This is a genomic window from Blattabacterium cuenoti (assembly GCF_014251635.1).
Classification (GTDB): Bacteria; Bacteroidota; Bacteroidia; order Flavobacteriales; family Blattabacteriaceae; genus Blattabacterium; species Blattabacterium cuenoti_S.
In genome coordinates, this window is record NZ_CP059194.1 from 16,699 (window position 1) to 33,072 (window position 16,374).

At 24.5% G+C, this 16,374-nt stretch carries 13 protein-coding genes; 10 read left to right on the top strand and 3 right to left on the bottom strand.

From position 1 onward, the window contains the following. Positions 1-53 precede the first annotated feature (53 nt). The 7 genes from folK (at position 54) to H0H64_RS00100 (ending at position 8,583) form a co-directional block, all read left to right on the top strand. Positions 54-566: a 2-amino-4-hydroxy-6-hydroxymethyldihydropteridine diphosphokinase gene (folK, locus tag H0H64_RS00070; RefSeq protein ID WP_185857335.1), complete on the top strand. Its 513-nt coding sequence runs from the start codon at positions 54-56 to the stop codon at positions 564-566. Positions 567-598: 32 nt separating this feature from the next. After that, positions 599-2,776, top strand: coding sequence for a putative LPS assembly protein LptD (locus H0H64_RS00075; RefSeq protein WP_238784990.1), 2,178 nt, complete (start codon positions 599-601; stop codon positions 2,774-2,776). 16 nt (positions 2,777-2,792) lie between these two features. Further along, positions 2,793-3,176, top strand: a complete 384-nt coding sequence (locus H0H64_RS00080) for a Rid family detoxifying hydrolase (protein WP_185857336.1) — start codon at positions 2,793-2,795, stop codon at positions 3,174-3,176. A gap of 100 nt (positions 3,177-3,276) precedes the next feature. After that, complete coding sequence (locus H0H64_RS00085) at positions 3,277-4,875, top strand: OstA-like protein (protein WP_185857337.1); 1,599 nt, start codon at positions 3,277-3,279, stop codon at positions 4,873-4,875. A gap of 12 nt (positions 4,876-4,887) precedes the next feature. Continuing rightward, positions 4,888-6,075: an aspartate aminotransferase family protein gene (locus H0H64_RS00090; RefSeq protein ID WP_185857338.1), complete on the top strand. Its 1,188-nt coding sequence runs from the start codon at positions 4,888-4,890 to the stop codon at positions 6,073-6,075. Positions 6,076-6,088: 13 nt separating this feature from the next. Then, positions 6,089-6,835 (top strand): tRNA pseudouridine(38-40) synthase TruA, encoded by a 747-nt coding sequence (gene truA, locus H0H64_RS00095; protein WP_185857339.1) that lies wholly within the window; start codon positions 6,089-6,091, stop codon positions 6,833-6,835. Further along, entirely contained in the window at positions 6,832-8,583 is a 1,752-nt protein-coding gene (locus H0H64_RS00100; RefSeq protein ID WP_185857587.1) for an ABC transporter ATP-binding protein, read from the top strand. Before truA ends, H0H64_RS00100 begins: the two co-directional genes overlap by 4 nt. Here the strand turns inward: H0H64_RS00100 and H0H64_RS00105 are convergent. Continuing rightward, on the bottom strand, positions 8,580-9,875 hold the full coding sequence (locus H0H64_RS00105; protein WP_238784991.1) for a peptidylprolyl isomerase: 1,296 nt from the start codon (positions 9,873-9,875) through the stop codon (positions 8,580-8,582). The genes H0H64_RS00100 and H0H64_RS00105 overlap by 4 nt on opposite strands. A gap of 16 nt (positions 9,876-9,891) precedes the next feature. On the opposite strand from H0H64_RS00105, the gene lptB reads away from it, so the two are divergent. Together lptB and H0H64_RS00115 are read left to right on the top strand one after the other, a co-directional pair. Continuing rightward, positions 9,892-10,623 carry an LPS export ABC transporter ATP-binding protein gene (gene lptB / locus H0H64_RS00110; RefSeq protein WP_185857340.1) on the top strand — a complete coding sequence of 244 codons (732 nt, stop codon included), beginning with the start codon at positions 9,892-9,894 and terminating at the stop codon, positions 10,621-10,623. Continuing rightward, a complete protein-coding gene (locus H0H64_RS00115) occupies positions 10,620-11,246 on the top strand; it encodes a thiamine diphosphokinase (RefSeq protein ID WP_185857341.1) in 627 nt (208 codons plus the stop codon). The genes lptB and H0H64_RS00115 overlap by 4 nt, the downstream gene beginning before the upstream one ends. A 20-nt stretch (positions 11,247-11,266) precedes the next feature. Here H0H64_RS00115 and mdh read toward each other — a convergent pair whose 3' ends face one another. Continuing rightward, positions 11,267-12,199: a malate dehydrogenase gene (mdh, locus tag H0H64_RS00120; protein ID WP_185857342.1), complete on the bottom strand. Its 933-nt coding sequence runs from the start codon at positions 12,197-12,199 to the stop codon at positions 11,267-11,269. A gap of 87 nt (positions 12,200-12,286) precedes the next feature. On the opposite strand from mdh, the gene gcvP reads away from it, so the two are divergent. Beyond that, entirely contained in the window at positions 12,287-15,187 is a 2,901-nt protein-coding gene (gcvP, locus tag H0H64_RS00125) for an aminomethyl-transferring glycine dehydrogenase (RefSeq protein WP_185857343.1), read from the top strand. A 128-nt stretch (positions 15,188-15,315) separates the two neighbouring features. On the opposite strand, the gene tsaD is transcribed toward gcvP, so the two are convergent. Further along, positions 15,316-16,356 (bottom strand): tRNA (adenosine(37)-N6)-threonylcarbamoyltransferase complex transferase subunit TsaD, encoded by a 1,041-nt coding sequence (gene tsaD / locus H0H64_RS00130; RefSeq protein WP_185857344.1) that lies wholly within the window; start codon positions 16,354-16,356, stop codon positions 15,316-15,318. Between the last annotated feature and the right edge of the window lie 18 nt (positions 16,357-16,374).

The following is a 16,374-nucleotide window of genomic DNA, read 5'->3' on the forward strand; positions in this document are numbered from 1 at the left end:
TTAAATAAAAAATACAGTTTTTCAGTATATTGAATATATTAATAATTTTTCTTTTGAAAGAATTAAAAGAACATGATGTCTTTTTATTACAGGGAAGTAATAAAGAAAATAAAAAAAAATATTTAGATAAATCTTTAATCTTAATATCTCAAGAAATCGGGGAAATTATTAAAACTTCATCATATTTTGAAAGTGAAGCATGGAATATGAAAAGTTCTTTTATTTTTTATAATAGAGCTTTACATATAAAAACAAATTATTCCCCTGTTCATCTTTTAAAAAAAATATTAAATATAGAATCCTTCATAGGAAGGAAAAGAAGTTCTTCTAATTATAGAAGAGAGTATCAAAACCGAGAAATAGATATAGATATTTTATTTTATGATCATATCATTATATATAGTTTTATTTTGACAATTCCGCATCCATTATTACATTTACGAAGATTCGTTTTAGAACCTATGTGTGAAATAGCTCCAAATAAAAATCATCCAATATTTAATTTTACGATTTTAGAAATGTTAGGATTATGTTTAGATAAATTATATGTAAAAAAAATTTTTTGAATGAATTTTTATTCTAAATAATAAAAAAAAATTTGAATCAAATTCAACTTTATATTTATATCATATTGTTCATTTTTTCTATCTCTATTTTTTACGGAAAAGAAAATGATGATATAATACATCATAAAAATAAAAATGATTTCTTTTTTTTGAAAGATGTTTTAAAATACAAATCAAATATACAAGAACATGATATAAAAAAAGGAAAATCATATTTAAGAGGACGAGCTACTATAGAATATGATAATTCAAAAATTGAAGCGGATTATATAGAATTAGATTGGAAAAATGGAAATTTATACGCAAACTCAAAAGAAAAATCTGTTTTTTTACAAAATAAAAATCACCAATATTTTTTTAGTAAAATTCATTTTGATTTAAAAAATAAAATAGGAGAAGCAAAAAATTTTTATACAAAAGAAGAAAATCATATTGTGATAGCTGATGATATTTTTCAAAAAAAAGAAGATATATTAATGAAAAAAGTAACATACATATCAGATCCTTTTTTTTTAAAAAATAAAGATAATTTTCCTGATTTTTATTTAAAAACAGATTATTTAAAATATTCTTATTCAAAAAAATATATTCTTTCTGGACCAATTTTTTTTTATTGGTACAGAGTTCCATTGCCTATTTTTTTTCCTTTTTTGTATATGCCTATAAAATTTAATAAAGCATATTATAGTATTATATATCCAAAATTCGGAATTCAAAAAAAAAGAATTTACATGGAAGATCTGGGGTTATTTTTTCCCATTTCTGATTTATTAAATTTTAGGATAAATACTTCTATATATAATACTGAACAATGGAAAATTAAAACAAAAATAGAATATAAATTAAAAGCGGATCATTATGGATTTATCAATTTTGATTATCAAAATATGTCCAATCAACATAAAAATTATTTATTTCAATGGAAACATAATTCAGATTTGAAATCAAATCCAAAAATAAATTTCAATGCAAGTATTAATTATGATAATATTTTTTTACATAATGAAAATTTTTCTTATATCAATATAAGAAAAAAGTTATCTAATTATTTATGGTTTATGGATATTTATATGATTCAAAATCATGAGAAAAAAGAAATAAAATTTATAATTCCAGAATTAATTTTACATACAAAAAATATACTATTTCATGATAAAAAAAATTTATTTTTAAATCATATAAACATTGAAAATGAATTTCATTTTCAAAATTATATAGATTATCAAAAAACAAAGTATTTTCATGCTGAATTTAATCACAATATGAGCATGACTGCTTATTTTCCTTTTTTTTATCCTTATTTAAGAATTTCATCTAAAATTTTATATAAGGATTTTTATGCATGGGATTTTCCTTATTTTCATATTTCAAGTCTTCAAGAAATGGATGTTTCAACAAACATTCTCTCTATTCCGTTTTATAAAATATGGAAATTAAAAGATACTTTACTATTAAAACATGAAATAAAACCGATTCTATCTTTTCATATGATATATTTTTCTCCTGTTTTTTATAACGCAAAAAATCATTTAAAAAAAAGAATAAATTTTATTTTAAATGACAATTGGATAATAAAAAATACACGGAATTGTATGGGGGTTTGTAAACAAATAGAAATTTTCAAAGAAATTAATTCCTCATTTATTGTTGATCATAATTTTATAAAATGGGAGAATTTTCATATTATGGGAAATACTGGTTTAACAAAAAATTTGGAAGCAAAATATAAAGTGGGAATAAATTTTTTGGAAAAAAAACACAAAATGATATATTTTGATTTTTCTTTTTCTTCTAATTATGACATTACTTTTTTTCCTATAAAAAATAAATTTCAAAAAAAAGGAAAAAATCGTTATGATTACTTTTTTTTTGATCAAAAAAATTATGCTAAATACCCAATTCCGTTTAATTTAAAAATTGACTTTCATTCCAATTATGAAAATTTTTTAGATAAAAAGAAATTATTTTATACTTTTTTAAGTTTTAATGGGTCTGTAAATATTACGAAATATTGGAAAATTAGTTTTCATACAGATTACGATTTATTAAAAAATAAAATAATATTAGCAAATATTATTTTTGGTAGGGATTTAAGAAGCTTTGAAATGAGTTTTAATTGGAATATCGTAAAAAATTCTTCCTGGTATTTTTTCATAGGATTGAAAGACCCTTATTTAAAAAATATCATACAGTATAATGAAAAAAACTAATTATTAATTAAAAATTATGATACCAAAAAAATTTTCAATAGAAAAGATCCCATCTTATGGACCATATAATACATGTGTTCTTGTTGGAGGTTTTTTATTCGTTTCCGGACAAATAGCTATAGATCGAAATACAGAAAAATTAGTTTCAGATAACATAGAAATAGAAACAAGAAAAGTTATGGAGAATATAAAAATTATTCTTTCAGAAAATGGAATAGGATTTAAAAATGTAATCAAAACTTCTGTTTTTGTAACAGATATGAATTTTTTTCCAAAAATAAATAATGTATATTCTAAGTTTTTTCATGAAGGAGATTATCCAGCGAGAGAAACTATACAAGTTTCTGGTCTTCCTAAGAACGCCAATGTTGAAATATCTTTAATAGCATATAAAAATTAATTATTTATTATAATCAATTGTGAAATATGAATTTTTAATTTTTGTTATTTTTTTATTATTCTCATTAAACAAAACATTTTCTAATTCCGATGAATTATTTTTGAATAAAACAAAAGGAGTTATACAAATAATTCATGCAGATATAATACAAAACAATAATAATAATCAAATTTTCGTTTTAATAGGAAACGTTCATTTAAAATATGAAAAGTATCATATTTTCTGTGATCAGGTTAGATATCACAAAAAAAAGAATAAATTTTATGGACATGGGAATGTCAGACTAGAATCAGAAAAAAATAAAATAATCTCTCAAAACATAGTCGGAAATTTTTTTGATTTTCAATTATCAGGAAATGTAATTTTATATCAGGATAAAATAAAATTAACAGCAGATGTAATGAATTTTAATTTTAAAAGAAAGCAGCTTCAAGCTATAAACGATGTTGTTCTGTTTTTTAATAAAATTAAATTAAAAACTAATATATTAGAATATAATTTTATACTAAACCAAGTTTTTTACAAAAAAAAAAGTATTATTTATTATGGAGATTATACCATATGTAGTCAAGAGGGTTTTTTTTACATTAATGAAAAAAAAATAGAGTTAAAAGATAAAATAAAATTGATTAGTAAAAATTATACTGTATATGCTAATACGTTAGAATATCTGTTCAAACAAGAACAGATCAATTTTTGTACTGCCATCATAATGCAAAATAAAAATACAAATTTTAATAATTTTATTTACACTAAAAAGGCAGTATTTTCAATTCAAAAAAAAATTTTTTTATTTAAAAATTATGTAAGTATTCATTATAATGGTAAAATTGTGAGAGGGAAATATTTGTTTTTCGATCAGAAAAAAAAATGTGGATTTATTCAAAATATTTTTATAGAAAATTCAAAAAATAGATGTTTTTTGATAAGCGGATATGGAAAATTTGATTTTCATTCTGGTTCTTTAATTTTAGAAAAAAATCCTAAAATTATAAAAATGACAAAAACCGATCCAGTTTTTCTTTATTCAAATATTTTAAAAATAAGTGTGAAAAAAAATAACGGATATTCAATTCAAGCTTTTTCTGTTAAAAGTTTTTTTTTGAATGAAAATATTCAAGGAAAATGCGATTTTTTCAATTATGAATCTTCAAATGATTATATACAATTTGATGGAAATCCCATATTTTGGAATAAAAATCAACAAATTTCTGGAAAAATTATATATGTTTATTTTCGAAATAATAATTCTTTAAAATGTGTAAAAATTGTAAAAAATGCTTTTTACACAGAAAAAATGAACTCAGAAAAATTTAATCAGATAGAAGGAGATGTTATGATTGGCTTTTTTAATAAAAAAAATTATTTAGAAGAAGTGATGATTCAAGGAAATATTAATAGTATTATTTATCCTGATCCTGATCAAAAAATAATTAATAGGTTATCTTGTGAGATTTTATCAATATATTTAGATCAATCAAAAAAAATAGAAAAAATTTCTTGTACAAAAGGAGCACGTTCAGAATTGATTCCAATACACAAAGAAAGTCCTAAGGGGTTGCTTTATCTTTCTAAGTTTTTTTGGAAAGAAAAAGAGAAACCAAATAAAAAACTTTTTATGTATCAAGAAATATACAAATATAAAAAAGAAAGCTTGCTAGAAGAAAAAGAAATTAAAGCTATGATAAAAAACAAATAGAATAAAATTCTTATGAAAAAATTAGAAAAAGATTTTTTTCAATATCAAACTCAAATCAATCCATATCCTATGAATATTATGGTAAATTATGCTGAAGGTAGTTATATTTATGGAATAAATGGAAAAAAATATCTAGATTTTGTAGCAGGTGTTTCCGTAAATGTATTGGGGCATGGAAATAAAAAAATAAAAGAAGCTATAAAAAAACAAGTAAATAAATATTTACATACTATGGTATATGGAGAGTTTATACAAACTCCTTGTATAAAGCTTTGCAAAAAAATATCAGAAAATATTCCACATCCACTTACTACTACTTATTTAGTTAATTCGGGAACAGAAGCAGTAGAAGGAGCTTTAAAATTAGCTAAATGTTATACGGGAAGAGAAGAAATTATATCCTGTAGATATTCTTATCATGGAAGCACTCATGGTTCTATGAGTATTATGGGATATGAAAATTATAAAAGACCTTTTAGACCTTTGTTGCCTTTAGTTAAATTTATCACATTTAATCATATAGAAGAATTAATTAATTCTATTACAGAAAAAACTGCTTGTGTAATTTTAGAAACTATTCAATGTTCTTCTGGAATTATATTACCTGATAATTTTTTTTTGAAAGAAGTAAGAAAACAGTGTGATAAAAAAAAAGCTTTAATGATACTTGATGAAATTCAAACTGGATTTGGAAGAACAGGGAAACTTTTTGCATTCGAGCATTATGAAATTGTTCCTGATATCCTAATAATGGGAAAAGGAATGGGGGGAGGAATGCCTATCAGTGGTTTTGTCTCATCCAAAAAAATTATGAAAACTTTTATTGAGATTGCTCCTTTAGGACATTTAACTACTTTTGGAGGAAATGCTGTTTCAGCTTCTGCTTCTTTAGCTACTTTAAATCAACTAATCAATTCCAATATTATGGAAAAAGTCCCAATGAAAGAGAAGTGGATTAGGGAATGTTTGATTCATCATGAAATCAAGAATATTCATGGTAAAGGTCTTTTTTTATCTTTTGAATTAAAAAATAAAGATACAGTGGAAAAATTTTTCAAAAATTGTATAAAAAAAGGATTAATATTATTTCGTTTTCTATTTCATAGTAATTTTGTACGTATATCTCCTCCATTGACTATCACAAAAAAGGAAATTCAAAAAGGATGCTCTATTATTATTGAAAGTTTAAATCAACTTTAAAAAAATAATGTAATTGAGATTTTTTATTGAATTAGCTTATAATGGTAAATATTTTTTTGGATGGCAAATTCAAAAAAAAGTAAGTACAGTAGAAGAAAAATTAGAATATTGTTTATCAAAATTATTAAAAACGTCTATAAATGTTGTAGGCGCTAGTAGAACGGATAAAGGTGTTCATGCTAAACAAATGTTTGCTCATTTTGATTATGAAGAAAAAATCGAAAATAATTTTGTAGATAGATTAAATATTTTTTTACCTAACTCGATTAGAGTCTTCAATATTTTTCCAGTAAAAAAAAATCTTCATGCAAGATTTGATGCTATAAAACGAACATATAAGTATTATTTAACACAAGAAAAAAACCCATTCAATCAAGATTTCTCTTGGTACTGCTTTTATCCGATAAATATTCAAAAAATGAATATTGCTTCAAAAAAGCTTGTAGAATATAAGGATTTTAGTTCCTTTTGTAAAAAAAAAAGAACTAATGAAAATGCAAATAATATATGTCAAATTTATCATGCTTATTGGTCCGAGGATAATAATGTTTTATGTTTTACTATTGAAGCTAATCGATTTTTAAGATCTATGGTTAGGTCGATTATAGGTACCCTGATTGATGTAGGGAGAAACAAAATTAGTATCGATGAATTTACAAAGATTATAGAATTAAAAAATTCTAATTTTTGCAAATTGATAGTTCCTGCATGTGGTTTATTTCTGACTCAGATTCTTTATCCAGAAGATATTTTTTTATGAAAGAAAATTTGAAGAAAAAAAAATCCTCTTTAAAACAGTTGATTATAATTAGTTTAAATTATAAATTGATATTAATATTAACAATTATTACTTCTATATTAATTTCTTTTATTTCTGCTTATCGCCCTAAATTAATACAAAAGGCTATAGATATTCATATTCTTTATAAAGATTTTTTAGGATTAAAAAATATATTGATGTTAATAATTATACTTCTTTTTTTAGAAAGTATATTTCATTTTATTTTATTATATCTATCTAATGTATTAGCTCAAAATGTAATTGAAAGAATAAGAATTCTTTTATTTGATAAATTATTGCATTTTAAAAATTCTTTTTTTAATAAAACTCCAATAGGAAAATTAGTATCTTATTCTATATCAGATATAGAAACGATAACTGTCATATTTAATGATGGAATTTTACTTGTTTCTGGAGATGTTTTAAGGATTATTATGATTATTATTATGATGTACACAGTTCATCAAAAACTATCTTTTATAGTTTTTCTAACTATTCCTTTTATGTATATCATAACTCGTTTTTTTCAAAAAACGTTAAAAAAAACGTTTCATGAAGAACGGATTCAAACCTCACGTTTGAATAGTTTTTTACAAGAAAACATCATAGGAATGTCTATTATTCAGCTTTTTCATAAGGAAAAAAAGGAATATTCAAAGTTTGAGTCTATTAATCGTAATTTAATGAATGCTCATTTTAAAACTATTTTTTATTTTTCTATCTTTTTTCCTATAGTAGAAATAATTTCTGCAATAACAATAAGTATCATCATATTTTATGGAGGATTTCATGCTATTGAAGTAGGGAACGTTAAACCAGGACAAATTATCGCTTTTATTTTTTTCATTTATCTTCTTTTTCGTCCCATGCGACAAATAGCTGATAGATTTAATATTATACAAAGAGGAATTGCTGGAATAGAACGTATATTTTCTATATTAAATTCTGAAGAAATCATTATTAATAGAGGAAATTTTCGTTTTGAAAAATTAAAAGGACATATTGTATTTAATAATGTTTATTTTTCTTATATAGATGATGAAATGGTATTAAATGGAGTATCTTTTGATATTCAACCAGGAGAAAAAGTTGCTATAGTAGGATCAACAGGTTCGGGGAAATCTACGATTACTCATTTGATATCTAGATTATATGAAATAAAAAAAGGAAATATTTGGATCGATGGACATTCTATTCAAGATATAGAATTGAAAAATTTAAGATCTCATATAAGAGTAGTAACACAAGACACTTTTTTATTTAATGATTCAATTATTAATAATATTACTTTAGGGGATCCATCTATTAGTGTTGATAAAGTAGAAAATATGGCAAAAAAAATAGGAATACATAATTTTATTACATCATTACCTAATGGATACAAATCTATTGTAAAAGAAAGAGGTAATTTACTTTCTCTTGGGGAAAAACAATTGATTTCTTTTTTAAGAGTACAAATGCATCCTTATTCTGTTCTTATATTAGATGAAGCGACTGCATCTTTGAATAAAGAATTAGAAAAAATGATTTATCATGCTACAGATCTTTTAACTAAACATAAAACTTCGATTATCATTACTCATCGTCTTTCCACATTAGAAAATGCTGATAAAATATTAGCGATTGATAAAGGATACATTGTAGAAAAAGGAACTCATAAAGAATTAATTCAATTAAATGGATACTATGCTGGATTATATAAAGAATCTTTTAGCAAAAAAAATTAACAATTATATTTTAAATAATAAGTTTTTTTTAAAATTTCTTTTGCCCAATTTATTATTTTGTCTTTTTTTTTGAAATTTATTACAAAGTCTTTTAATGTACTGTAGTCTTTTTCAAAAGACGCTGATTTAGATGGAATTTCATCCAATAATTTGATTATGATAAATGCTTCTTTTCCGTTTATAATTTCCTTATAAGGATTAGTCATTTTTCCTCTTTTTAAAAAAAGGAACGTTTTTTTCATATTTTTTGATAGTTTATTTTCTTCTATCCAAATACGCTTCTGGATCATTACATCAACTATTTTATTTTTATTCAATAAATTAGGTATTTTATCTAAATCTATTTTATTATTAAAAAAACGTTTTTTAAAGGATTCTGCAAATAATTTTGTTTTATGTAATTCATATTTTGAATATTTAGGTTTTATTAAAATGTGTCTAAAATCAATCTCATCTTTTTTTCTTTTTTCTAGTTTAATAAGATGAAAACCTAAATCCGTTTCAAACGGTTCAGATATTTCTCCTTCTTTTAAAGCAAGGACTAAATGTCTAAATTTTTGTGGAAGATTATTTATCTTTATCCCCTTTATATTTATAAAACCTCCCTTTAATGCTGAAGAATCATCTTCAGAAAATAAAATAGCTTTAGTGGAAAAATCAGTATCAGAATGTATTTCTTTTTTTATTTTATTTAAAAAATCAATTATTTTTTTTTTGTTAATATCACTTAATTTTGGATAGAATATTATATAAGAAATACATATCTTTTTCGGAAAAATAGGGATTTTATTCTGTTTAAAAAAATATTTAACTTCTTCAGGAGAAGTTTCCACATCATCCGTTATTTTTTTATAAAATATTTCTGTATACTGTTTGTTTTTAATTTTTTCAGTTAATTCTTTTAAGAAATCCTTATTTTCAAGTTGTGTTAAAAATTCTTCTTGATTTACATATTTTTCCCTCATTTCTGATAGAAATGCTTGAGTTTTCAATTCTAATTCTTGATCGTTGATTTGTATACTTTCATCTTTTTTAGCATAATAAAGCATTAATTTCTGAATTATAAAATTATTTAAACCATCAGTATTGCAAAACGATTTTTTATCATCACTATTCTTTATATCAGAATCTAAAATAATATCGTTTCCTATGACTGCAAAAATCCCACTTATCTTTTCTAAATCAGAAGAATTAGAATAAGAAAAATAACTACATATAAATGCAATAAAAAAACATTTTATAATAAAATTATTCATCACATACAAATATTCATATTTTTTTCTTTTTTTCAAAAAAAATCATTGATTTATGACTTTGGAAGCCAAAAATATATGTAAAAAGTATAAAAATAAACATATTATAAATAATATTTCAATTCAATTGAACAAAGGAGAAATAGTAGGATTAATAGGTCCTAATGGTGCAGGAAAAACAACTTCTTTTTATATTATGGTCGGTTTAATTAAACCAGACAAAGGAAAAATATTTCTTTTCAATCAGGATATTACATCAAAACCAATGTATAAACGTTCAAAAAAAGGAATTGGTTATTTATCTCAAGAACCATCTATATTTAGGAAACTATCTGTGGAAGATAATATTTTATGCATATTAGAAATGTATAAAATATCAAATCAAGAGAGAAAAAAAATAGTAGAAAAATTAATTGAAGAATTAGGATTGCAAAAAATACGAAATCATCGAGGAGATCTTATTTCTGGAGGAGAACGAAGACGAACCGAAATTGCTAGATGTTTAGCTATAAATCCTAAATTTATTCTTTTAGATGAACCTTTTTCTGGAATCGATCCAATTTCTATAGAAGAATTACAAAAAATAATTCTTTCTCTTAAAAAAAAAAATATAGGTATATTAATTACAGATCATAATGTACAAGAAGTTTTTACAATAACAGATCGTATTTATTTAATATTTAATGGAAAAATCATGAAATGTGGGTCCACTACAGAAATTATGCAAGATTCTGTAGTAAGAAAAATTTATTTAGGAAATAGAATTATAAATTTTAAAAAGAAATGAATCACAGGTTTCATGGTCCTGAAGTGGGATTATTTCTAAATGGAGAAATTCCTCCTTTTTCAGGAAAAAAATTTCTTTCTTATAAAAAAATATTTGCAGCAGATGGGGCTTTTTATTATTTAAGTGCATTTGGAATTTCAGTAGATTATATAATTGGTGATTTTGATTCTATTTCAAAAAATGATATCCCTATAGAAACTCGTTTATTGAATGCTTGTGATCAAAAATATACTGATTTTGATAAAGCTTTAAATATCATTTATCATAAAGGATTTTTTAATATAAATGTTTGGGGTGCAAGTGGAATGGAACAAGATCATTTTTTAGGAAATTTATCTATAGCTTTAAAATATAAAAAAAAGTTATCTATCATGTTTCATGATAAATATCACTGCTATTTTTTTTCTGATAAAAAAACTTCTTTTTATCAGAAAAAAAATAAAAAAGTATCTTTATTTCCATTTCCTAAAGTAGAAGGATTGTCCACTTGTGGACTAAAATATTTTATAGATAAAGGATCATTACAAATAGGAAAAAATATAGGGATCAGAAATGAAGCCTTTAATCATAAAATAGAAATCAATTATAAAAAAGGAGAATTATTGATCTTTATAGAAAAATAAAATTTTGTATTTGTAAAAAATTAATCATTAAACTTTTTAAGTTTATTGATCATGTTTTTTACATGATCTGCAGATTTTATTAAAAGATCATTTTCTTTACGATTTAATTGCAATTCTATAATTTTTTCTATTCCAGATTTTCCTATAATAGATGGAACTCCCAAATATATATTTTTTAATCCATATTGTCCTCTTAAAAAAACAGAACATGGAAAAATTCGCTTAGAATCCTTTAAAATAGACTCCGCTATTTTTATTACAGATGCACTGGGGGCCATCCAAGCAGATGTTCCTAACAAATCAACTATTTCTTCTCCTCCTTTTTTTGTTTTTTCAACAATTGCATCATTTTCTTCTTCTGATAAAAATTCTTTAATAGGAATACCTGATACAGATGTATATCTATATAAAGGAACCATTGTATCCCCATGTCCTCCTAACAATAAAGATTGTATATCAATAGGAGAAATATTTAGTCTTTTTGATAAAAAAAAACGATATCTGGTAGAATCCAATATTCCAGCCATACCAATGACACGGGAAGAATCTATCTTTGCCGTCATATAACTTACATACGCCATAACATCTAATGGATTAGATACTATAATGAATTTAGCTTTTGGAGAGAAAAAAATAGATTTTTTAGTTACAGAACGGATAATTTCTGCGTTAGTCTGAATAAGATCGTCTCTACTCATTCCAGGTTTTCTAGGAATTCCAGAAGTAATAATGATAATTTCTGAATTTTTTGATTTAGAATAATCATTAGTTGTTCCAATAACTTTAGTATTTGATTCCGTCATAGGAAGCATTTGAGATATATCTAAGCTTTTTCCTTCTGAAAGTTTTTCTCTAATATCTAACAAAACAATTTTTCGGACTATATTTTTTTGAGCTAATAAACTAGCGCAAGAAGCTCCTACATTCCCCGCTCCAATAATAGTTACTTTCATTTTATTTTTTTATTTATTTAATGATAAGCTTATTTTTTACCTAAATTTGTAATAAATATTAAATATAAACACAATTTTTTTATTATAATGAAAGAGGATTACGTTAGAAGAAAAAAATTCTATTTTAGACATATAGGGCCATCCTATCGTGAAATTGATAACATGTTGAAAAAATTACAATGTTCTTCTATTAAGGATTTTGTAAATAAAACGGTACCCAAAGAAATACGTTTAAAAAGAAAATTAAATCTTCCCAACTCTATTTCTGAATATCAATATTTAAATCACATTTACAGAATAGGTAAAAAAAATAAAATTTATCGTTCTTATATAGGATTAGGATATAAAAATACTATAACTCCAAGTGTAATTCAAAGAAATATTTTGGAAAATCCTAGTTGGTACACGCCATATACTCCTTATCAATCAGAAATATCTCAAGGGCGTTTAGAAGCTTTAATTAATTTTCAAACTATGATTTCAGATTTAACCGGAATGAAAATTAGTAACGCTTCGATGTTAGATGAATCTACAGCAGCAGCTGATGCTATGTTCATGATTTTTCAAGAAAAAATAAAAAAAAAACAAATAGATAATAACTATTGTTTTTTTATTTCAGATGAAATTCTTCCACAAACTTTTGCTGTTTTAAAAACAAGATGTTTTGGGTTGGGAATACATATCATAAATGATACTCATAAAAATTTAAAAAGGAAATATAATAATAAAAAAATATTTGGATTGATAATATCTTATCCTTCTATTCTAGGAGAAATATATGATTATCGGGAAACAGTTGAATACGCAAAACGTCACAATATATCAATAATTGTTTCTACGGATCTTTTATCTTTATCTTTGTTAAAACCGCCTGGAGAATGGGGTGCTGATGTAGTTATCGGATCCAGTCAATCTTTTGGAATCCCTATGGGATATGGTGGTCCTCATGCTGCTTTTTTTTCCACTCATGAACAATATAAACGTTTTCTTCCTGGAAGAATTATCGGAATGTCTGTAGATAAAAAAAACAAAAAAGCTTTTCGTATGGCTTTACAAACAAGAGAACAACATATCAAAAGAGAAAAAGCCACTTCCAATATTTGTACATCGCAAGTCCTTCCTGCTGTAATGGCCTCTATGTATGCTTTATATCATGGAAAAAAAGGATTAATAGAAATAGCAAAATCTATTCATGAGTATGCTAAAAAATTGGAATTTTTATTGATTAATAATATCAATCATCTTTTTCAAGTGAATACTTTTTATTTTGATACTCTTAGAATTAAAACAGATCATATAAATACATTAAAAAAAGTGGCGGAACGTAAAAAAACTAATTTTAGATATGTAGATGAAAATCATTTAACTATTACTTTAGATGAAACAACCTGTCAAGAAGATATAAATCATATTCTATCAATTTTTCATGAATCATATAATAAAGATAAAAAAACGTATAAAAAAATAAAATACCATACGAGTATTCATGATAATGAGAAATATAAATTTCCAAATTTTTTTAAAAGAACTTCTAATTTTTTAGAACATAAAATTTTTCAAAGTTTTTATTCAGAAAATGAGCTGATGCGTTATATAAAGAGATTGGAAAAAAAAGATATTTCCTTGGTTCATTCCATGATTCCACTTGGATCATGTACCATGAAACTAAATGCTTCTGCGGAATTATTTTCTTTAAGTCAACACGAATGGAAAAATATACATCCTTTTGTCCCTAAAAAACAAGCAATGGGATATCATATTATTATTCGGAATTTAAAAAAATATTTGAAAGAAATTACTGGGTTTTCTGGTGTTTCTTTACAACCCAATTCAGGGGCTCAAGGAGAATATGCTGGACTTATGGTTATAAAACATTATCATCATTCATTACAAGAACATAAAAGAAATATAGCATTAATTCCTTCTTCTTCTCATGGAACTAACCCTGCATCAGCAAATATGGCTGGAATGAAAGTCATGTTAGTTTCCACAACAAGCGATGGATCCATTAATAAAAATGACTTGTTAAAAAAAGCAAAAGAAAATAAAGATTTACTGTCAGTATTAATGATAACTTACCCTTCTACTTATGGAGTATATGAAAAAAATATTCAGGAAATTATAGATATAATCCATGAAAATGGAGGGCAAGTTTATATGGATGGAGCAAATATGAACGCTCAAGTAGGATTAATTCAACCGGCATATTTAGGTGTAGATGTTTGTCATCTTAACCTTCATAAAACTTTTGCAATCCCTCATGGAGGAGGTGGCCCTGGTATGGGGCCCATTTGTGTTGCTTCACATTTAAAACCTTTTCTACCAACCCATCCTTTTCAAAAAGAAGAAGATTATAAAAAAAACGATAAAACACTAACTATTTCTTCATCTCCATATGGTTCTTCTTTAATTTTAACAATTTCTTATGCTTATATTCGCTTGTTAGGGCCAGATGGTCTTAAAAAATCTACAGAAATGTCTATATTAAATGCAAATTACATCAAAGAAAAATTGAAAAAATTTTTTAATATATTGTATGTAGGAGAAAACAATGCTGTAGCACATGAATTAATTATAGATTGTAGAGTTTTTAAATCCACGAATGTAGAAGTTATAGACATAGCAAAAAGAATGATAGATTATGGGTATCATGCCCCCACCGTATCCTTTCCAGTAGAAGGATGCATGATGATAGAACCTACGGAAAGCGAGTCTAAAGAAGAAATAGATCGTTTTATTGACACCCTTATCAGTATAAGACAAGAAATTAAGGAAATTGAGGATGGAAAGTTTTCAAAGGAAAATAATGTATTAAAAAACGCCCCCCATAGTATAGATATTTTGACTCAAGATGAATGGAAATATCCTTATAGTCGAGAAAAAGCTGCTTATCCTTTACGTTGGATTAAAGATAGAAAATTTTGGACATCAGTAAATCGCGTTGATGATGGATATGGGGATAGAAATTTAATATGTACATGTACATAATAAAATAGAGACCTTATGGTCTACTTATGACTTTCGTTATTGTAAGAGGAGTGCCTACGATACGAGTAGATTCTATTATTAGAATAATAGATAAAAGAGATCCTACATGAAAATTCCTAACCCTATATTTAAAATTTTTTAAATTTTGAATATGGGGTTACATGAATAGAATCAAATAGATTCCTTTCATATTTTAGTAATCCTGTAATGGCTATCATAGCCCCATTGTCAGTAGTATATTCTTTTTTCGGAATAAAAACTTCAAATTTTTTATTTTTCTGATTTTTAGAAAAATACAGAAATATTTTTCTAATTTCAGAATTAGCGGAAACTCCTCCTGCCAAAACAATTCTGGAAATTCCAGTTATTATAATGGCTTTTTGTACTTTTTCTAAAAGAATTTCTGCTATTGTTTTTTGTATGGAAGCACAAATGTCATACAAATTTTGCTTTATAAACAATGTATTTTTTTTTAGTTCTTTCTTTATGAATTGAAAAACATCGCTTTTAAATCCACTAAAACTGAAGTTTAGTCCACTTACTCTGGGTTTTGAAAAAATAAATTTTTTATCATTTCCATTCTTAGAAAAATACTCGATCATAGGTCCACCAGGATAATAAAACCCTAACATTCTAGCTATTTTATCCAAAGCTTCTCCCACAGAATCATCTAAAGTAGCTCCTAATATTTCCATTTGAAAAAAATCATTAACTTTTATAATTTGAGTATGACCTCCACTTATAACTAAACTTAAAAATGGAAATTTTGGATAACAATTATTAAGATTAGCGTCTTGTATAAAATGAGAAAGAACGTGAGCTTGTATATGATTCACAGTCAATAAGGGGATTCCTAATCCCATGGAAAATGATTTTGCAAAAGAAGCTCCTACTAATAATGGCCCGATTAATCCAGGTCCTAAAGTAAAAGATACTGCATCAATTTGATCTTGATTAATTTTTGCTGAAAAAATCGCTTGTTGAACTGCCTTTGCAAGATTTATGTCATGTAATCTTGAAGCTAATTCAGGAACAACTCCTCCATATTTTTTATGAATTTCTTGATGAATAATAATATTAGATAATACATTTCTATTTCTAATGATAGAAACACCTGTATCGTCACATGACGATTCTATTCCAATAATAATTATAGTTTCTTTTTTCATAAAAAAAATAACAATATC